The 20,407-nt window shown below is 60.2% G+C and carries 12 protein-coding genes and 1 pseudogene; 12 read left to right on the forward strand and 1 reads right to left on the reverse strand.

The window, feature by feature from the left end; genetic code table 11:
• Positions 1 to 207 precede the first annotated feature (207 nt).
• The 5 genes from V3314_RS07245 (at position 208) to V3314_RS07265 (ending at position 16,282) form a co-directional block, all read left to right on the forward strand.
• Positions 208 to 1,908: a ShlB/FhaC/HecB family hemolysin secretion/activation protein gene (locus V3314_RS07245; RefSeq protein ID WP_230386372.1), complete on the forward strand. Its 1,701-nt coding sequence runs from the start codon at positions 208 to 210 to the stop codon at positions 1,906 to 1,908.
• Between the two features lie 23 nt (positions 1,909 to 1,931).
• Complete coding sequence (locus tag V3314_RS07250; RefSeq protein WP_338460083.1) at positions 1,932 to 15,002, forward strand: hemagglutinin repeat-containing protein; 13,071 nt, start codon at positions 1,932 to 1,934, stop codon at positions 15,000 to 15,002.
• A gap of 14 nt (positions 15,003 to 15,016) precedes the next feature.
• Positions 15,017 to 15,391, forward strand: coding sequence for a barstar family protein (locus tag V3314_RS07255; RefSeq protein WP_025337627.1), 375 nt, complete (start codon positions 15,017 to 15,019; stop codon positions 15,389 to 15,391).
• A 196-nt stretch (positions 15,392 to 15,587) separates the two neighbouring features.
• Positions 15,588 to 15,818, forward strand: coding sequence for an HNH/ENDO VII family nuclease (locus V3314_RS07260; RefSeq protein WP_230384921.1), 231 nt, complete (start codon positions 15,588 to 15,590; stop codon positions 15,816 to 15,818).
• 2 nt (positions 15,819 to 15,820) lie between these two features.
• A complete protein-coding gene (locus tag V3314_RS07265) occupies positions 15,821 to 16,282 on the forward strand; it encodes an SMI1/KNR4 family protein (protein ID WP_046616161.1) in 462 nt (153 codons plus the stop codon).
• A 49-nt stretch (positions 16,283 to 16,331) separates the two neighbouring features.
• On the opposite strand, the gene V3314_RS07270 is transcribed toward V3314_RS07265, so the two are convergent.
• Complete coding sequence (locus tag V3314_RS07270; protein ID WP_200900017.1) at positions 16,332 to 16,619, reverse strand: helix-turn-helix transcriptional regulator; 288 nt, start codon at positions 16,617 to 16,619, stop codon at positions 16,332 to 16,334.
• Here V3314_RS07270 and V3314_RS07275 point away from each other — a divergent pair.
• The 7 genes and pseudogenes from V3314_RS07275 to V3314_RS07305 all read left to right on the forward strand — a co-directional run bounded on the left by V3314_RS07275 (position 16,603) and on the right by V3314_RS07305 (position 20,361).
• On the forward strand, positions 16,603 to 17,433 hold the full coding sequence (locus V3314_RS07275) for a hypothetical protein (RefSeq protein ID WP_046616159.1): 831 nt from the start codon (positions 16,603 to 16,605) through the stop codon (positions 17,431 to 17,433). The genes V3314_RS07270 and V3314_RS07275 overlap by 17 nt on opposite strands.
• A 101-nt stretch (positions 17,434 to 17,534) precedes the next feature.
• Positions 17,535 to 17,840, forward strand: a complete 306-nt coding sequence (locus V3314_RS07280; protein ID WP_046616158.1) for a phage integrase N-terminal SAM-like domain-containing protein — start codon at positions 17,535 to 17,537, stop codon at positions 17,838 to 17,840.
• Positions 17,818 to 18,434, forward strand: a pseudogene (locus V3314_RS07285) (IS5 family transposase); the annotation flags it as partial. The gene V3314_RS07280 and the pseudogene V3314_RS07285, both read left to right, overlap by 23 nt.
• A gap of 246 nt (positions 18,435 to 18,680) precedes the next feature.
• On the forward strand, positions 18,681 to 19,010 hold the full coding sequence (locus V3314_RS07290) for a hypothetical protein (RefSeq protein ID WP_080958504.1): 330 nt from the start codon (positions 18,681 to 18,683) through the stop codon (positions 19,008 to 19,010).
• Between the two features lie 275 nt (positions 19,011 to 19,285).
• The gene (locus V3314_RS07295; RefSeq protein WP_143493505.1) at positions 19,286 to 19,498 is read left to right on the forward strand and encodes a hypothetical protein; all 213 of its coding nucleotides are present in this window, start codon (positions 19,286 to 19,288) and stop codon (positions 19,496 to 19,498) included.
• An 84-nt stretch (positions 19,499 to 19,582) separates the two neighbouring features.
• Positions 19,583 to 19,810, forward strand: a complete 228-nt coding sequence (locus tag V3314_RS07300; protein WP_152666453.1) for a hypothetical protein — start codon at positions 19,583 to 19,585, stop codon at positions 19,808 to 19,810.
• Complete coding sequence (locus V3314_RS07305; RefSeq protein ID WP_085618659.1) at positions 19,810 to 20,361, forward strand: hypothetical protein; 552 nt, start codon at positions 19,810 to 19,812, stop codon at positions 20,359 to 20,361. The genes V3314_RS07300 and V3314_RS07305 overlap by 1 nt, the downstream gene beginning before the upstream one ends.
• Positions 20,362 to 20,407 lie beyond the last annotated feature (46 nt).

Consider the following 20,407-nt stretch of genomic DNA (forward strand, 5'->3'; position numbering starts at 1 on the left):
CTTCAGCCGCGAAAGAGGCCGGCACAGGTCATGAGTTTTCCAATCATTCAATCGATCCTGCCTCCACCTTCAACCCTTGCTTACCCTACCGTGCGTCGATGGCTTATTGATGCCATGGGAATGCCCGAATAAACTCGTCGGCTTTTCGCTCTACCGCTCTATTTCGAAGGATCGAACATGTTTTTCCCCTCCCTGGTTCAGCGCGGCATGGGCTGGCTTGCATGCGCGTTTCTTGCCACTTTGGCAAATGTTGCCTCCGCTGCGCCGATGGGTACGCCCGGCGACCAGGAGCTGATTCGTGACCGTCAGAACCGCCTGCTTGAAGAGCAGCAGCGGCGTCTGGAACAGTTGCAGGAGCTACCTGGCCGGGGCGCCGAGCCGGTCGCGCCGGTCGAACCCGATGACAGCCGCTGTTTTCCGATCAGCGATATCGTGCTGGAGGGTGCTGATGCGCTCTCCACGTCGGAACGCGAGCGCCTGCTCAAACCCTATCTTGGCCAGTGCCTGGGCGTCACGCAGCTGAACGCGCTGCTCAAGAGCGTTACCGATCTTTATATTCAGAAAGGCCTGGTCACCAGCCGTGCCTACCTGCCCCAGCAGGACCTGTCCAACGGCCGCCTGAAGGTCATCGTGGTGGAGGGCCGTCTCGAAGGCCTGAAGCCGGCAGAAGGCAGCAAGCTTTCCCCTCGTGAGCTGGCCATGAGCTTTCCGGGCGGCACCGGCGAGCTGCTGAACCTGCGCCAGATCGAACAGATGGTCGATCAGCTCAACCGCCTGCCATCGAACCAGGCACAAATGGAACTGACCCCGGGCAAGGCGGTGGGCGGCAGCGAAGTGGTGGTGCGCAACGCCCCACAAAAGCCATGGCGCGTGGGCCTGTCGCGAAGCAACGATGGCCAGCGCAGCACCGGCGAGCAGCAATGGGGCAGCAGCCTGGAATGGGACAGCCCGTTTGGCCTGGCCGACCAACTGGTTTTGCGTGGCAGCCACGATGCCATCAGCGACCACCAGAAGACCTCGCGCAGCGCCATGCTCTACTACAACCTGCCATTCGGCTGGTGGAACCTCAGCTACAGCTACAGCCAGAGCGAGTACCGTTCGCTGGGCGAGGCTTCAGGCTTCAATTTCAAGCAGGACGGTGACAGCCAGAACCACCAGCTGCGGCTGGAACGGGTGATACACCGCGATGCAATGAGCAAGACTTCGCTCAACACCGGCCTGAGCTACTTGCGCACCAACAACTTCATCGAAGACAGCAAGCTGGACACCAGCAGCAACCGCTTGAGTGAAGCGCAGTTCGGCATCAACCACGGGCGGCGGGTCGGCAATGCGTTCGTCAACATCGACCTGGGCATGCAGAACGGCATCGGTGCCTTCGATGCCCAGGGCGAAGACCAGCGCAGCAGCACCGGCAAGCGCCTGCCCAACGCTCGGTACCGCAAGTACACCGCTACGGTCAGCTACCTCCAGCCGTTCAAGCTGTGGGGTGAGTCGCTGGTGTTCAGCAGCCTGGTCACTGGCCAGCGCAGTGAAGACCTGCTGTTCAGCTCGCAACGCATGAGCCTGGGCAGCCAGTCCTCGATCCGTGGCTACAAGGACCAGAGCCTGAACGGAGACAGTGGCTATTACTGGCGCAACGATGTGCGCTGGAGCCGGCCGGTGGCCTGGGACTGGCTGCAACCCGTGCTGGCCGAATACGGCCTGGGGCTGGCCTACGACGTCGGCGCGATTCGCCATGATCGCTACAACAGCGGGCAAAGTGGCCGGCTGTCCAGCGATGCGGTCGAGCTGTTCGCTCGCGGCAAGCACCTGTCCGCCAGCGTGACCTTTGCCCACTCCCTCGAGCGGCCCGCCGCAATCGAAGCACGCGAGGCACCGGTTTATTTCCGCCTGGACATCTTCCTTTAACAGCGCTTTTCCCGAGTACCGACATGGACGTTCGTCAATTCGCCTTCCTGGCCCGTCAGCCTTCGGCTGCCCTGCAAACACGCCGCACCTTCTGGGGCCTGTCCAAGCGTGGGCTGGCTTTCATGCTGGCCAACATGATGTTCTGGCAGCCGCTGGTGGCCATGGCCGACGGCATCGTGGTCAACGGCAGTGGCACCAGCCTCGGCCAGGCAGGCAACGGCGTGCCCATCGTCAATATCGCTGCACCCAGCGGCGCCGGGCTGTCGCACAACAAGTTCAGTGACTACAACGTCGGCCAGCAAGGCGTAATCCTCAACAACGCCACTGGCCGCACCCAGGCCACCCAGCTGGGCGGCATCGTTCTCGGCAACAGCAACCTGGGCGGCCGTGCGGCCAGCACCATCCTCAACGAGGTCAATGGTGGTAATCCGAGCCAGCTCAAGGGTTACACCGAGGTGGCCGGGCAGTCGGCGCATGTCATCGTCGCCAACCCCTATGGCGTAACCTGCAACGGTTGCGGTTTCATCAATACGCCCAGGGCCACGCTGACGACCGGCAAGCCAGTAGTCGAAAATGGGCAACTGCAGCGCTATCAGGTGGAGCAAGGCACTGTCGCCATCGAAGGCGCCGGGCTCAATGCCAGCAACATCGACCAGTTCGAGATCATCACCCGCAGCGCCAAAATCAACGCCCAGATCCAGGCCCGCCAGTTGGCGGTGGTCGCCGGCAGCAACGACGTCGATGCGCAGAGCCTGGCCGCCACCGCACGTGCCGCCGACTCGGCCCAGGCGCCGCAGTTGGCCATCGATTCCTCGGCACTGGGCGGCATGTACGCCAACACCATCAAGCTGGTAGGTACCGAAGCCGGCGTGGGGGTGAAGCTCGACGGCAAGCTGATTGCCAGCGGCGGCGATATCCAACTCGACGCCAACGGCCAGCTGCGCATGGCCGAGGCCACCGCAGCCAAGGGCTCGGTGGCGATCACGGCCAGCCAGCTCGATGCCCAGGGCGGGGTATATGCCGGCAACGAACTGAAAGTGCGCACCCAGGGCGACCTGAACAATCGCCAGTCGCTCGCTGCCGGGCAACGCATCAGTCTGGACAGCGCTGGGCGGCTGAGCAACCAAGGCATCATCGAAGCGGGCGTCAACGCCGACAACAGCCGCAACACCACCGGCGACGCACGCCTGAACGCCAGGCACATCGATAACCATGGCAACACCGTGGTGGCCAGCCGCGATCTGAGCGTCACGGCGCAGCAAAGCCTGAACAACCAGGGCGGTACGCTCGGCGCCCGGTCTCGCCTCAGCGCAAGCGCCGATACCCTCGACAATCGCAACGCCGGCAGGCTGCTCAGCAGCGGCCAGGCGGACCTCACAGCCTCACGCCTGAACAATGCCCAAGGCGGGCTGATCGACGGCGCCAGCGTGAACGCCAAGGTTGGCCAGCTGGACAACGCCGCCGGTAGCGTGCGCGCGGGCCAGCACCTGGCTCTGACAGCCAGCGGCGCGGTGGATAACCGTGGTGGCCAGCTGACCAGTCTGCAGACCCTGAACCTCAACGCTGGCCAGGTAAACAATAGCGACAGCGGGCGCATTGCCAGCAACCAGGCACTAAGCGCCAGTGTCACGGGCCTCGACCAGCACAACGGCGGCAGCCTGACCAGCGTCAGCGAGCTGAGCCTGAACCTGAACAAAGGCCACCTGAACAATCAGGGTGGCCTGATCAATGCGCCACGCCTGACCCTGAACAACCTCTACACGGTGGATAACCACAAGGGCGAAATCTCCAGCGCCCAAGCGTTTGCGCTGGTGGCGCGCAGTCTCGACAACAGCCTTGGCAAGCTGCTCGGCAACCAGAACCTGAGCCTGCATCTGGACCAGGCACTGAACAACGACGGCGGGCTGGTTTCCGCTAACGGCATCAATGTGCGTGCCGCCAGCCTGGATAACCATGCGGGCACCCTGACCAGCCGTGCCGACCTGGCGCTGCAAGTGACCGGTAACAGCAACAACCAGTCAGGCGAGATTTCCAGCGTCGGTACCACCACCCTCAAAGGTGGCAGCCTCGACAACCGCGGTGGCCAGGTCACCGGCGATGCGGCCTTGCAGGTAGCGCTGGGCGACGCCCTGGACAATCGCCGAGGCCTGCTCGGATCGGCCGGGGGCGTCCACCTGCATGCCGCCAGCCTGGACAACCGCGAGGCCGGCAACCTGGTCAGCGACGCGGGCCTGAGCGCCGAGGTCACCCGCTTGCTGGACAACCAGCAAGGCGAGATCAGCGCCAAAGGCAACATCGACCTGCGCGCGGCCAAACTCGACAACCGTGGCGGCAAACTGCGCGCCGGCCAGCAGGCGAGCCTGAATGTCGAGCAACTGGACAACCGCCAGCAAGGGCTGCTGAACAGCCTGGCCGCACTCAGCTACAAGGGTTTGCAACTGGACAACCGTGGTGGCCTGCTAAGCGCCGCCGGGCCGGTGCGCCTGCAAGCCGGCAGCCTGGACAATAGCGGCGGTCGTATTTCCAGCCAGCGCACACTGCTGGCCCAGTTCGGGCAAATGATCAACCAAGGTGGCGAGCTGGTTGCCCAGGGCGACCTGTTGCTGGCCGGCAGCTACCTGGACAACCGCGCCAAAGGCTTGATCGGTGGCACCAGCGCGTTACGGCTGAATGTTGCCGAAATCGACAACCGGGGCGGGGAAATCTCCACCACCAAGGCGTTAGCCATGCAAGGCACCCGCCTGGACAACAGCGACAGCGGCAAGGTCCTGGCCGGCAGCGCCCTGCAACTGCAGATGACCGAGGTGCTCAACCGCAACCTGGGCCTGCTGTCGGCCACCGGGCCGCTGACCCTAAGCGGCCAGCAGCTGGACAACGGCCAAGGGCGTCTGGTCAGTGGTGGCGACCTTGACGTTGGCCTGGTTGGCGGGTTAACCAACCAGCAGGGACTGATCAGTGCCGAAGGGCGCCTGGGCGTTACCGTCGGCAAGCTGGACAACAGCAGCGGCAAGCTCTCCAGCGCTGCCGGCCTTTCGCTGACCAGCGCCGGCACGCTGCTCAACCGCAACGGCTCGATCACTACCGACGCCGGTCTGGCGCTGACCAGCCAAAGCCTCGACAACGGCCAGGCCGGCTTGCTCAGCAGCAAAGGCGCGGCCAAGGTCGCTACCGGCACCTTCGACAACGGCGAGGGCGCGCAACTGGTCAGTGGCGACCGCCTCGACCTTGAGGCCGGCCAGCTCAATAACGGCCAGGGCAGCCGCATCGCCAGTGAAAAGGCGCTGGTCGCCAGCGTCACCGGCCTCGCTCAGGACGGTGGCCAACTGTTCAGCAAAACTGCGCTGACCCTCGACCTGAACCACGGCCAGCTGCGCAACCGACAGGGGCTGATCAACGCGCCGCTGCTGGTGCTTAACAACCTTGCCAAGGTGGATAACCAGCAAGGCGAAATCTCCAGTGCCCAAGCATTCACCCTGGCAGCACGCAGCCTGGACAACAGCAACGGCCGGCTGATCGGCCAGCAAGGCCTGACCCTGCGCATCGACCAGGCACTTAACAACCTCAAGGGCCTGGTAGCGGCCAATGGCCTGGACCTGCGCAGCGCCAGCCTGGACAACAACCTGGGCCTGATCAGCAGCCGCGACGGCCTGGACCTGGCCGTCGACGGCGAACTGCGCAATCAGGGTGGTACGCTGATCGCAGATGATCGCCTGCACATGCAGGCCGGCAGCCTGCTGAACCAGCAGGGGCAGGTTTCCGCTGCGGGCGAGTTGCAAGCGCGAATTGGCACCCTCGATAACCAGGCCGGTGTGCTGGTTGCCTCTGGGTACCTGAAACTGTCCGGTGACCAGCTCGACAACCGCCAGGGTGGCCTGATCGGTTCGAGCCAGGGCCTGGACTTGCAGGTGGCGGCGGTAGACAACCGCGCCGGGGAGCTGTCGAGCAAGGCGGACGTCATCCTCGGCGGTACCCGCCTGGACAACAGTGACGGCGGCAAGGTGCTGGCCGACGGCAAGCTGCAAGTCGCCGTCGCCGAGGTGATCAACCGTAGCAAAGGCATGCTCTCGGGCAAGGCCGGCCTGGGCTTGACCGGTAACAGCCTGGACAACGTCGGCGGCCTGCTGCTCAGCCAGCACGCCATCGATGCCACGCTACAAGGCACACTCGACAACCGTCAGGGCCTGATCAGTGCCGAAGGTAGCTTGGGCCTGGCGAGCAACGCACTCGACAACCGCGGCGGCAGTGTTTCCAGCGCGGGGGCGATGACCCTCAAGCACACCGGCAACGTCCTCAACCAGGGCGGGGAATTGGTCACCGATGCAGCGCTGCAACTGAGCGCGGGCCAGGTCACCAACACCGACCAGGGAACCATCAGCGCCAAGGGACCGGCCAGCATCGACGCCGGCAGTCTCGACAACAGCCGCAAAGGCCGGATCGAAAGCGGCGCCAGCCTGGGCCTGATCACCGGCCAGCTGAGCAACCGCGATGGCGGCCGAATTGCCAGCGACGACGCCCTGTTGGTCAACGCCAGCGGCCTTGACCAGCAAGGTGGACAGCTGTTCAGCAACAGCGCATTGACCCTGGACCTCAACCATGGCCAGCTGGATAACCGCCACGGGCTGATCAACGCCCCGATGCTGGTACTGAAGAACCTCGATGGGGTGAACAACCAGGGCGGCGAGATCTCCTCGGCCCAGGCCTTCACCCTGGCTGCTCGCAGCCTGGACAACAGCAGCGGCAAGGTGCTGAGCAATCAGGCGCTGAACCTGCGCATCGCCCAGGCCTTGCACAACATCAAAGGCCTGGTCGCTGCCGAAACCCTGCATGCCCGTGCTGCAAGCCTGGACAATACCGGTGGCACGCTGACCAGCCGTGGTGGCCTCGACCTGCAGTTGGCCGACAGCCTGAACAACAGCCAGCAAGGCCTGATCAACGCCGCTGGCCTGCTGGACATTGCAGCCCGCGCTGTCGACAACCAGGCAGGCTCGCTGTTGGGCAACGCCATTCGCATCGATTTCGGCAGTGCCACTGGCGACCTGAACAACGATGGTGGCCTGATCACCACCGATGGCCCGCTGGCCCTCGACCGCCTGCGCGACCTGAGCAACCGCGGCGGTGAAATTTCCTCGCGGCAGGACCTTGCCCTGGCCGGCCGTGCCCTGGACAACAGCGCTGGCAAGCTGATCAGCAGCGGCCAGCTGAATGTCACCGCCCAGCGCCTGCTGAACCAGGGTGGACTGGTCTCGGGCTGGCGGGGCCTGGGCGTAAATCTGGGCAGCCTCGACAACCGCAACCAGGGCACCCTGTCCAGCCGCGATGGCGCGTTGGACGCCGCAGTCAGCGGCGACCTGCAGAACAGCGCTGGTGGTGCGCTGGTCAGCCAGCAAACCCTGAACGTGGCAGCGGCGAACCTCGACAACAGTGGTGCCGGCATCCTGTCCAGTGGCGGCGCGCAGCGCCTGACCATCAGCGGGCTGCTGAACAACGGCCAGGGTGGCCTGATCGACAGCGGCGCGGCGCTGGCCCTCAACGCCATGGCGCTGGGCAACGGCGCCGGCAGCATCAGCGCCCGTCAGGCACTCGATGTGAATGCCGGTAGCCTGGACAACAGCGCCGGCAGCCTGATTGGCAATGCGGTCGTCACCCTCAAGCTGCTCGGCACCCTTGCCAACAACAACGGCAAGCTTGCAAGCGCCGGCCCCCTGCGCATCGACAATGCCACGCAAATCGACAACCAGGGTGGCCAGATCGCCAGTCAGGGCCTGCTGAGCCTGTTCGCCAGCAGCCTGGACAACCGCAATCGCGGTACCGTGGCGGCTAGCCAGCAACTGACCCTGGCCGTTGACGGCCAGCTGCTCAACAGCGCCGACGGCCTGATCTACAGCCAGAACGGCGGCGCCGATGTGCGTGCCGCCAGCTTTGGCAACACCAAGGGCACTTTGCAGAGCCAGGGTGCCTTGCAACTGGTGACCGGTGATGTCGACAACCAGAGTGGCCGTATTCTGGCCGACGCTGGCAACCTCGACGTCACGGCCGGCAACCTGGACAACCGTGGCGGCGTGCTTTCCAGCCTGCAAGGCAAGTTGGTCGCCGACCTGCGCGGTGTGCTGAACAACGGTTATGACCTGAACAACAACCGCCAGGGTGGCGTCACGCAGGCCCAGGCCCTCGACCTCAAGGTACTGGGTGGCATCGACAACTATGGCGGGCGAATTGCTGCACAAGCTGGCGATGCCTTGGTCAGCACCGCCGATTTCGATAACCGCAACGGCGGCCTTTATGCCCAAGGGCTGGTCAAGGTCACAGGTGGCAACTTCGACAACAGCGGCGACAACGATGGCCAAATCGCCGGCCAACGCATCGACCTAGGCCTCAGCGGTGCGCTGAACAACCGCCTGGGCATCATTGAAAGCGACAGTACCCTGGCCATCAAGGCGGCCAGCCTCGACAACCAGACCGGCCAGTTGCGTGCCTTGGGCACAAGCGGCGCTACCCGCCTGCAGATCGGCGGCCCGTTCGACAACCGCAACGGCATTCTGGAAACCGCCAACAGCGACCTCAGCCTCGGCGTCGGCAGTTTCCTCAACGCTGGCGGCAGCCTGCTGCACGTGGGCAGCGGCAATTTCGACATCAGCACAGCCAATGTCACGGGCGCCGGCGGTAGTATCGTCACCCGGGGCGGCCTCACCCTCAACGCTGGCAGCTGGAGCAACAGCAACGTTATCCAGGCCGGGCGCCTGACGCTCAATGTCGGCAACTTCAGCCAGACCGCCAACGGCCAGTTGCTGGCCAGCGAAGCGCTGGTCGGCAGCGGCAGCGACTGGAGCAACGACGGCCTGATCGCCAGTGACGGCAGCCTCAGCCTCGATCTGGCTGGCACCTACGCCGGCAACGGCCGCCTCAGCAGCCGTGGCGACCTTGGCCTGAGCGCCGCACAGGTCAACCTGAGCAACACCGGCAGCATCGCCAGCGGTGGCACCACCAGCCTCTCGGTAGTCGGGCAGTTGAACAATGCCGGCCGCCTGACGTCTGCTACCGGCCTTTCCCTCGTGGCAGGCGGCGTCAACAACCAAGGCACGCTGGGTGCCGGCGAAGCGCTGAGCGTGACCACCAGCGCCCTGGTCAACAGCGACCAGGGCCTGATTTTCAGCGGCAGGGATATGGGCCTGCGGGTCGCCAGCCTGACCAACAGCTATGCCGACGTCTACAGCCTGGGCGCCCTGACCATCGACCGGGATGGCCTGGGCGGCTTGGCCAACAGCATCGTGAACCGTTCCGGCTCGCTGCAGAGCGACCTGTCGATGAGCCTGGCAGCGAGCACCATTCAGAACGTGCGGGCGGTGCTGCAGACCGACAACAAGGGCCTCTACACCGCCCGCGTTGGCGAGGTGGCCTGCATCGAGGGCTACAACGCCGGCGACTGCGGCGGCAAGCGCAACCACGTCTGGGAGATCGTCCAGCGTGACAAGTTCGAGGTGACCGACGCCAGTGCCGCCTCCAGCATCACCACCGGCGGCAACCTGACCATCCGGGGCGGCGACCTGCTCAACAGCAGCAGCACCATCGCCGCTGCCGGTAACCTGGTGGCCAGCGTTGACAACCTGACCAACAGCGGTGTGGAAACCGGCGAGACCGAAACCACCCGCATCTTCCGTTCCGAACGTACCCGCAACGCCGGGGCCTGGTACCAGCTGGCCAGCTCGATCACCAGCAAGTACTGGTACGAGAGCGCTGGTTACGACCCTGCCAACCTGGGTGGCTTGCAAGCTGACCTGGCCAGGTTCATCGGCATGACCGAAGCGGAGCTGGTGAGCCTTGGCAGCACCCGCAAACTGGCGGCAGGCGACCAAAGCTATGCCGCCATCATGCAGGCCAATGGCGCGGTGAACATCACCGCCGGCAACGGCATCGACAACAGCGTCGTGCGCCCGGGTTACGCCTACATCGGTAGCGGCGCGCGTACCGATACCACCGCACCCGGTACGGCGTTCTCCACCCGCATCACACTCAACCAGCAGCTGCCGCCGGACCTCGCCCAACAACAGGTCAACCCGCTGGCGCTGCCCGGCTTCAGCCTGCCCACTGGGCAGAACGGCTTGTTCCGCCTGAGCAGCGAGGCCGGCAGCACGACCGCCAGCGGCCCGCAAAGCTGGAGCATGGGCGGCGCCAGCCTGAGCGTCGCGCAGCGCCAGCAACCCTTGCCGCTGGCCCAGGGGCGCACGGTCAGCATCCGCGGTGCCGACCAAGCGGCAGGCAGCAGCACCACGCTGAATACGGCCGACCGCACCCAGGCGAACGTCGCCGGTAGTGCCAGCGCCGTCGACACCAGCCTGCCCGGGAACGCCGGTAGCCCCGCGCTGCCCGGCCGCTCGGCGGTGGACGACCGCATCAGCCAGGCCTCCACGCTCAACGGCCAAGGCCCGCTCACCATCGAGCGCGTGCAAGGCCTGCCCGACAGCAGCGTGCGCAGTAACCCGCACAAGTATCTGATCGAAACCAACCCGGTGCTCACCGACCTCAAGCAGTTCATGAGCTCCGACTACCTGCTGGCGAACCTTGGCTACGACCCGGATGAAAGTGCCAAGCGCCTGGGCGATGGCTTCTACGAGCAGAAGCTGATCCAGCAGGCCGTGGTCGCCCGCACCGGGCAACGCTTTATCGATGGCCAGAACAGTGACGAACAGCTGTTCAAGTACCTGATGGACAATGCCATCCAGAGCAAGCAACAGCTCAACCTGGCAGTGGGCGTGAGCCTCACCTCCGAACAGGTGGCGGCGCTGACCCATGACATCGTCTGGCTGGAAACCGCCGAGGTGAATGGCGAGCAGGTGCTGGTGCCAGTGCTTTATCTGGCGCACGGCAACAACCGTCTGGCCCCCAACGGCGCTCTGATCGCCGGCAACGACGTCAACCTGATCGCCGGCCAGAACCTTGACAACGTCGGCACCCTGCGCGCCAGCAACAACCTGTCGGCCAAGGCCGGCAACAACATGGTGAACAGCGGCCTGGTCGAGGCTGGCAACCGCCTCGACCTGCTGGCTGGCAACGATCTGGTGAACAAGGCCGGCGGCATCATCGCCGGGCGCGACGTCAGCCTCGCCGCCGTGCGTGACGTGATCAACGAACGCACTTTGACTTCGCACCAGAGCAGCAACGGCAGCTACGCCCAGCAGCGCGACTTTGTCGATAACGCCGCCCGGGTGGAAGCCGCGAACAACCTGGCGATCAACGCCGGGCGCGACCTGAGCAACAACGGCGGCGTGCTCAGCAGCGCTGCCGACACCAGCCTGAAGGCCGGCCGCGATGTGAAGCTGACCTCGGTCGAGCAAGTGGTGGTAAACGACCGCGGCGTGCGCCACACCGACAGCAGCGTGACCCAGAACGGCTCGAGCGTGCAGGCCGGGCGTGACCTGAGCGTCAGCGCCGGGCGCGATATCAGCGCGGTGGCCAGTGCGATCGAGGCCAAGCGGGATGTGGCCATGGCGGCGACGGGCGATCTGCAGCTGGCAGCGGCCGCCAACGAGCAGCACTCGGCGAGCAAGACCCGGAAAGTCACCAGCCAGGAGGACCATGTCCAGCAGGTGGGCAGCACCGTGGTGGCTGGCGGCAATGTGGCATTGAAGGCTGGCGACGACCTAGCCCTGAGCGCCAGCCGCGTGACGGCGGGCGATGAGGCCTACCTTTACGCCGGTGGCGATGTACAGCTGGTCGCTGAGGAGAACAGCGACTACAGCTACTACCGCAAGACCAAGACCAGCCACTCCGGGCTATCCAGCAGCCAGAAGACCCGGATCGACAGTTCGAAGGCCATCACTCAGCAGGGCTCGTCGGTCAGTGGTGACACGGTGGTCGTTCGCGCCGGGCAGGATATCGGCGTGTCGGGCAGCAGCATCGTGTCGACCAACGACACCAGCCTGCTGGCGGGCCGTAACGTGCAGATCGATAGCGCGACCGAAACGTTCGAGCAAAGCCACTCGAGCTCGAAGAAGAAATCGGGCCTGCTCAGCAGTGGAGGCATCGGCTTCACGTTGGGCTCGACCAGCCTGGAAAAAACCTCGACCAGCACCAGTGAGAACGCCAGGGCCAGCACCATTGGCAGCGTGCTGGGCAATGTCACCATCGAGGCGGGCAAGGACCTGGGTATCAAGGGGTCGGAGGTTGTCGCCGGCAAGGACATCACCCTGGTCGGGCAGAACGTCGAGATCGTTGCTGCTGAAAACCACAACACCAGCGAGCAGACGTCCAAGAGCAAGAGCAGCGGCTTGACCCTGGCGCTGTCCGGTACGGTTGGCAGTGCCATCGACACCGCTTACCAGACTACCAAGCAAGCGACCCGGGAAGAGGACAGCCGGCTTTCTGCACTCCAAGGTATCAAGGCCGGGCTGACCGGTGTTCAGGCCTGGCAGGCTGCCCAGCAGAGCGGTGGCATGACGGCGGATAATGCTGGCCAGTTCGTAGGTATCGCCTTATCGCTGGGCGGGCAGAAGTCGAGCTCGCGGCAGACCCAGGAACAAACCGTCAGCCAGGGCAGCAGCCTGACCAGTGGCAACGACCTGAGCATTGTGGCCACCGGCAACGGGGCCGGCAGCGGCGGGGATATCCGGGTACAAGGCAGTCAACTCAAGGCCGGCAATGACCTGCTGTTGTCCGCCGAACGCGACATCCAGCTTGAGGCTGCTGCCAATACGCAAAAGCTCGATGGCAAGAACAGCAGCAGTGGCGGCGCCATCGGCGCCAGCATTGGTGTAGGTTCCGAAGGTGCCGGTCTCAGCATCTTCGCCAATGCCAACAAGGGTGCCGGCAACGAGAAAGGCAACGGCACGACCTGGACCGAAACCACACTGGACGCCGGCAATGAGGCGACCCTGCTCAGCGGGCGGGACACGGCGCTCAAAGGGGCCCAGGTCAACGCCGCGAAAATCACCGCCGACGTAGGGCGCGACCTGACGCTGCAAAGCCTGCAGGACACCGACAACTACAAGTCCAAACAGGCAAATGTCAGCGGTGGGTTGAGCGTCACCATCATCGGCGCGGGCGGGGCAAGCGGCAGTCTCAGCGTCAGCAAGACCAAGCTCGACTCCAACTACCAGAGCGTGCAGGAGCAGACCGGTCTGTTCGCCGGCAAGGGCGGTTATCAGGTCGATGTGGGCAAGCACACCCAGCTTGACGGCAGCGTCATTGCCAGTTCTGCCGACGCCGACAAGAACCGCCTGAGCACCGGCACCCTGGGCTGGAGCGATATCGCCAACAAGGCCGAGTTCAAGAGCCAGTTGGCCAGCGCCAGCATCAGCGGTGGCAACGGTGGTGCTGACACCTTCACCAGCAACATGCCAAGCGGCACGTTGATCGCCTACAACCACAGCGGCAGCGCCAGCGGCACCACATCTTCGGCCATTTCCGAAGGCACGCTGGAAATCCGAGACCCGGGCCGGCAGCAGCAGGATGTGACCAGCCTCAGTCACGACGTCGAGCATGCCAACGACAGCATCAGCCCGATCTTCGACAAGGAGAAGGAACAGCGGCGCCTGCAGCAGGTTCAGCTTATTGGCGAAATCGGCACACAGGTATCGGACATCGTCCGCACCCAAGGGCAGCTGAAGGCTGACCAGGAGGCGCGTGCGGAACTTGAAGCACACGGCATCGTGGCGCCGGGTGAAGGGGCAAGCAAGGAGGCGGTGAAGGCTTACCAGGAACAACTGGTCGCCACCGAGGCTTACCAGCGAATCATGGGTAAGTACGGCACCAGTGGTGATTACCAGCGCGTGACCCAGGCCGTGACAGCGGCACTGCAAGGGTTGGCGGGTGGTGATATCGGTTCTGCGTTGGCAGGCGCATCGGCACCATACCTCGCGCAGGTAATCAAGAAATCCACTGGCGACAATGCTGCACTCAACGTCATGGCCCACGCAGTGTTGGGTGCCGTTGTCGCCCAAGCGCAGGGCAACTCGGCGGCAGCCGGGGCAGCGGGTGCGGCCGGCGGCGAACTGGTTGCCCGCCTGATCACTCAGCAGTTGTATGGCACCAGCGACAGCAACTCGCTCAGTGAAGAGCAGAAACAGACCGTTTCGGCGCTGTCGACGCTAGCGGCCGGGCTTTCGGGCGGTCTGGTGGAAGGTAATAGCGCTGGGGCTGTCGCGGGTGCCGGTGCGGGCCGTAACGCGGTTGAAAACAACCTGCTGGCGAACAAATACGGCGTTGAACGGCTGGATGCCGCCAGCCGTGCGTTGTATGAGAAGCTCAAGGCCGCCGGTATTGGCAGTATTGATGAGTTGCACGAGCGGTATAAAGCCTGTGGTGGAAATGGCGGCTGCGAGGTTGGTATTCGTGATGAGTACCGGCAGCAGGAGAAGCAGGCTGGGGAAAAGCTGGTTGAGCTGTACCAGAGCGGCAGGCTGAGCAAAGCGGAATATGACCTTCTGGTAACGGATTACGCCCTTGCGATGATGAGGGGGGTAGTGGACGCGCAGAAGAGCGACGCGGACGCGAGCTTCCTTGATGTCTACGCGCTGTCGGGCAGCGATTGGTCGCCAATGGGCGTTGTTGCGAATCCGTATGTGAACGCGATCAGAGCGAGTGAGCTGATTGCGGAATGGAGACGGCAAGGGTTAACTGAAGAGGCAATCAATGAACGGGCACGTCAGGACGGCTTGCTCGGCTCGACCTTGGCGCCGGTGGATGTGCCAGGGATTATTAGCCTTGTCGATAAAGGTGCTACGCGGGATGATGTAGTAAAATTAGCGGCGGTAGTGATACTAGGCAAAGCTACCAGCGGTGCAAAAGACCCCACCCGCTTTATTGATGGAGTGAAGGTCGTTGATCAAAAGACCGGAAATGTTTTACAAGGCACTGTTGATCTCGGCCCGACCATAGAGCGGATAAAATCAGGTGGTTCGTTCCCTCATCGAAACGATGGGTCTATATTTCAGAATCGTGGCGGGGATTTGCCGCAAAAACCTGCTGGCTACTATACAGAGTACGTACATCCTACCCCAGGTGTTTCAGGGCCAGGGCCTCAGCGGATAGTTGTTGGGAAGGGTGGTGAGATGTACTACACTGCAGATCATTACAAAACATTTATCCCAGTCAATAAATAAAACAAGGAGTGGAAATGCTGCCATTCAAGTACTCCGATCTCACGCCTTCATTCGACGCTGCGGAAGTCTTTTATGTCCGTATTGATCCGAAAATTTCTCTCTCGGAAGAGCTGCTGAGCGCGCTATATTACCAGCTATGGCTTCCAGGGTATTTTGGATTCAATTGGGATGCACTCTACGACTGTTTGAGAGATCTTGAATGGATTCCATGCCGCAAGGTGGTTCTTGTGCATGAAGTTACTCCAAACGTGCCAGTAGATGACCTGAAGGTTTATCTGGAGGTGTTGCGCGACGCGGCTCTTGACTGGGGGCGAGATGAGGCGCATCAATTGGAGGTTTTCTTCCGGTCGACTGACCGAAGTGCCGTGGAGGCACTTTTAATGAGCTAATTCAAGTGGTGCAAAAGGAATAGGGAACGCTACAGAGGCGGGCTCTGTTTTTACTCAGTAACGTAATTTTTGGTCAAAAGATCCTATTCAGTTTAGTGGGAATAAGTTCTATCAGCGGAATGATTTATTTGATCCTAGTTTGCAAACTGGTTGGCGTGAAGGTGGCAAAGTCATAACAGGTAGTAATGTTGAGGGTATGGCCTCTGGTCGAGCGCCCATAGGTGTAGATGGCAAGTCGGTGAACCTGCACCATATGACGCAAACACAGTCAGGGCCTATTGCAGAAAAGACGCAAAGTTTTCACCAAGCCAATAGCGCAACTATTCACATTAACCCTAATACAATTCCTTCTGGTATTGATAGGGCAGCTTTTGATAAGTGGGAGGTGCAATGCTGGAGGCAACGATCTGCAGACTTTAGGAATTGAGAATGAGCCAAGTTACGACGCATCAAATTGAGGATTTAGTATCACTGCATCCTGATATCGTGTGCTTTGGTAGCCAGGCCGATTGCGTGGGTGATGACTGGATTGAGAAGGCCGAGCAGCAGCTAGGGCTTGAACTGCCAGGGTCGTACAAGTGGTTTTTAAAGACGTATGCGGGTGGCGAGATTGGTACTGAAGAAATTTACAGTATCTATGGCGTGGACTTTGAGGGTATCAATGGAGGGGATATTGTCTATCAGCATATTGTGGGCATAAAAAATAATCTGGTAGATGGCAAAAAGCTTGTGATTAGCGAAACTGATATGGGGGAAGTCTTTTTCTTTGACTATTCAAAATTTAAAGATGGTGAGTGTCCCGTGAATCTTCGACTTCCGTCTGGTGAAGATGTTAATTACGCTTCAGATTTTTATGAGTTTTTATATAAACGAATTTCTGCTCATATTTGATAGGTGTCCTCATTCTGTACCGGCCATGCGCCGGTGTTGTTTTATCTGCTTACTGCAAAATCTCCTTTCCTTCGCTGCTTGCTTTGGTCGTGGCCTGAGCGATCAGGGCATCGAGCATCTGCGCAACGAATTTCTGTTGGCTTTTAGATAGCTGCTCGATGGCTTCCAGTTGCTGTTGCCATTTTGGAGCAGGCCCACGTTTACGCACAGTGGTTTCCTTCTGCTGACCAAACAGCTCTTCGAATGTGGTCGAAAGCAGCCTGGCCAGCTCCGGCAACGCCGCTACCTGGATACGCCGCTTGCCGGACTCATAGGCTTGGATGGTCTGCTGGGACACGCCCAGCCGTTCAGCCAGTTGGGTTTGGCTGCTGGCCGACGCCGTAAAACAGGCGATTACGCGCCTGCATCAGAATGCCCAGCGGCTGATCAAAACCGTGGCGTTCGCCGATCAATTGACCTTTCTTTCGGACAAAACCCGTACCCGGCGCGACCACATGAAATACCTGACGCTGATTCGCTGCATTGCCTTGCTGCATCAGCATCAACGCCCGGTCAAACACATTGAGCACCGAGGCAAGTCGTTGGCTTACATCGAGGTCACGAAGGGCGACATCGTGTTGGCCAATCGGCTGGCCCACGACATTCTTGGGCGCACCCTGGACGAACTGCCGCCGCAAACGCGGCGTTTGCTGGAGTTATTGCAGGGCTGGGTCGAAGCCCGAAGCCAGGCGCAGGGGCTTAAAAAGAATGAGTTTCGGTTTGGTCGCAAGGACGTGCGCGAGGCCACCGGTTGGGGGAATACCCAGTTAAAAATCCATTTGGGCCGACTGACCGAACTGGAATACCTGCTGCCGCACCGCAAGGGGTTAGCGCATGAATACACCCTCACGTATGACGGCAAAAGCGGTCATCAACCGCATTTGATGGGCCTGATCGATGCCGACCAACTCGACAACACATCCGCTCGGTCGGGGGATTCAGAAAAACGATCGGACTCAGGTCGGGCCATGGTCGGTACTCAGTCGGACACCCTCAACCATGCGCAAAGCCACGCCATTTCTGGCGTTGAGGCCGAAGCGGTCGGTCTGAACGAAAAACCACTGATCCAGCATCCACAAAACAACCACTCCGCGTTGTCCAGCGCCGTCTAAGTCGAGGTGGTTATGCCGAAAAAAAAGACGAGAGCAAAAAACAGCGTGTTTCGGAACAAATCATTGGCCCACTAGGCGATCCCGGCAGCCTGTATTTTCAGATGAAACAGTTTCTGCAATACCAGCGTGAGCGTGGTTATTCCGAGCGCACCGTGGGCAACCGCGAAAGCCTGTTGATTGCGTTTATCCATTGGTGTGACGAACGCGGTTTGACCCGGCCCCAGGAAATCACCCGACCCATTTTAGAGCGCTATCAGCGTCATCTTTTTTTGTATCGAAAAGCCGATGGCGAACCGCTGTCGACCCGCAGCCAAACGGTGCGCATCACGCCGATTCGGGTCTGGTTCAAGTGGCTGACCAAGACCAATCGCATCTTGTACAACCCGGCTTCACCTGAGATTGAATGAGCAAGGCTTGATTGATCTGCAAACCTGGATGATCGACTCAACCGCAGTACGTGCAACCCGAGCCTCATCTGGCGCTCGGAAAAAAGGGGGCCTGACGAACCTGCCGATCACGCTCTAGGCCGCAGTCGCGGTGGCCTGACAACTAAGATTCACATGCTCTGCGACGCCAACGGGACACCGTTGCGCTTCCTCCTCTCTGGCGGTCAAGCCAGTGACATCAGCTACGCACAACCACTGCTGGACGAAGTCAGCATTCCATCAAACCAACCTGGCCGCCCGCGCAAGCGCTGCAAATGGTTGCTCGCCGACAAGGGCTACGACGCCGAAACGCTGCGCCGATACTGCGACCAGTACCGTATGCAACCCGTCATCCCGATGCGCTCTATGAAGCGCAAACCCAAGCCTGGCTTACCCAGACTGTTTGATGGGCCCAAATACTGACAGCGCAACATCATTGAACGCATTTTTGGCTGGCTGAAAGAGAATCGCCGCATCGTCACACGCTTCGACAAGCTCGCGAAAAGCTATGCCGCCATGGTCTCACTGGCTTGTTCCATGCGGTGTTTGCGACATCTCTTTTCGTACGGAGCCTAGTATATTCAACGGACCTGGGGAGAGGTTGAACCTCCTTCCCATGAATGGGAGCTTGAATAAAGGTACTTGGAAATCTATGGGGGATACATGGGCGTCCGCACTCAAGGAGGGAAAGCAAGTTAACGTAAAGATTGAGACTATTTATTCTGGCAATAGTGTTCGGCCAGAAAGCTTTAATGTGCAGTATTCAATAGGTATTGCTCGTCCAAAAGAAATTGTATTTAAAAATTCACCGGGTGGAAATTGATGCGTAGTGATGATGATATCTACAATGACATTGGGGGTATTCTGTTTGAGATTGCTCCCGATGGAGCCTGTAAACTTATTATGCGTGCACAACTATCCCAGGAGCTAGATAGCTGTGAGTATGAGTATGACTACATTGATGTACAAGGTAACGTTGCCTGGTTTACGGCAGGCGGGCGAGTCAATACAGATATTTTAGATCTTTTAATAGAGTTGCGTCGTTGGTATGTTGAGAATAAACTGACAGGAGGACTGCCAGCGTGGAGTGGCTGTGAGGTGGCCTTGGACTTGATTAAATTTAAAATTTGCATCGACTTTATTTATCCTTGAGAATTAAGTGGCAAGTTTAGATGTAGAGGCTTAGGCTGAATGTGGTGTGCTTTTGGGAAGTGTCAGCCTTTTTGTGTGCGAGCCGGTAACGGCCTGCCGTCTGGCAGGCCCTGATTTTCACTGGGTCGGCCTGATGAACCGATCTCCGTACAAATCGCGAATTTGATTCATCGCACTTTTCCAATCCTGCGCCGCTGAGCCCCAGTTCGCCGTCATGTTTCGCAGGCCCAGCCAGATCAGCAGAGGCAATCAATGAACGGGCACGTCAGGACGGCTTGCTCGGCTCGACCTTGGCGCCGGTGGATGTGCCAGGAATCATTAATCTTGTCGATAAAGGTGCTACGCGGGATGATGTAGTCAAGTTAGCGGCGGTGGTGATACTAGGCAAAGCTACCAGCGGTGCAAAAGGTACTGCAACAGATCCGAAGGTCACCATCAAAGATCACTATGATAATCACTTGAATATGGTGGATGACATAAAGGATTAACTTTCGTCTCAAGGGTTCAGAGTCAGCGAAAAGGAAATGTCATTCGGTAGCTCCTGCGGAACTGGTCGTTGTAGGCCAGATATCGTGGCCGAAGCACCTGATGGGACCTTGAGAATTATTGAGGTTAAGACAGGTGGCGCGGACTTGAGTATTCGTCAGTTAGAATTTTTCCCTCAAATAAAAGATGGGGCTTCAATTCCAAGAGGGAAAGTTTCCGAAAGTTTTGGCCTCACGCCAGGCGTACCACTAAAGGATCAAGGTTATCCTAACGGTATCCCTATTGAGATAATGAATTTTCCTGGTGCTAAGTGATGAAGGAAAAAGATGTGGCTTCAATTTTGACGGAGCAGGGCTGGGTTTGTAGCAAGGATGAAGTCGGGGATTATTTTTGCGTGACAGATGTTGATGGGGTTAAAGTTCAAGTAATCCCGTCTGTGAAGAAGCGCTCGGATCATTTTCGGGTGTCACTTATGCCATCGGTTTCGACCAAAGAATTCTCGGAAACTGTTGCGTTTGTGTGGGGGGAGGGGAGCGGATATTCGCCGGTAATAGTTAGTAATGAGCCTCCGGAGAAGTTGCCTGAATTTTCTAGTGATGATGTTCTCAGGATGTCTGAGAAAGCCATGTCTTGGGCACGCTCTCAAAATATTGAGTCCGGCCTGATGGTTTATAGAAGTCTGCCGACTGACAGTAAAGGCGCGATGCCCCTTCGGCACTTGGCTGCATTGGCAATAGCTGGTGACGTTGAACGATTGAACGGTTACAAGAAGAGCTTTGAGATGGGAGACAGGCTTGGTTTTGTACCCTGCATTACTGATGGCATGATTGATCGGGCAGTCTTGAAAGCCAAACTTGCAAAATAGATTTTTTCTTGAGCGCTACACGCTGAAGCGTCGCGGCTAATCAATG

Origin of the sequence: Pseudomonas sp. TE3-3-F2023, assembly GCF_036784815.1 — a bacterium.
GTDB lineage: Bacteria > Pseudomonadota > Gammaproteobacteria > Pseudomonadales > Pseudomonadaceae > Aquipseudomonas > Aquipseudomonas pudica.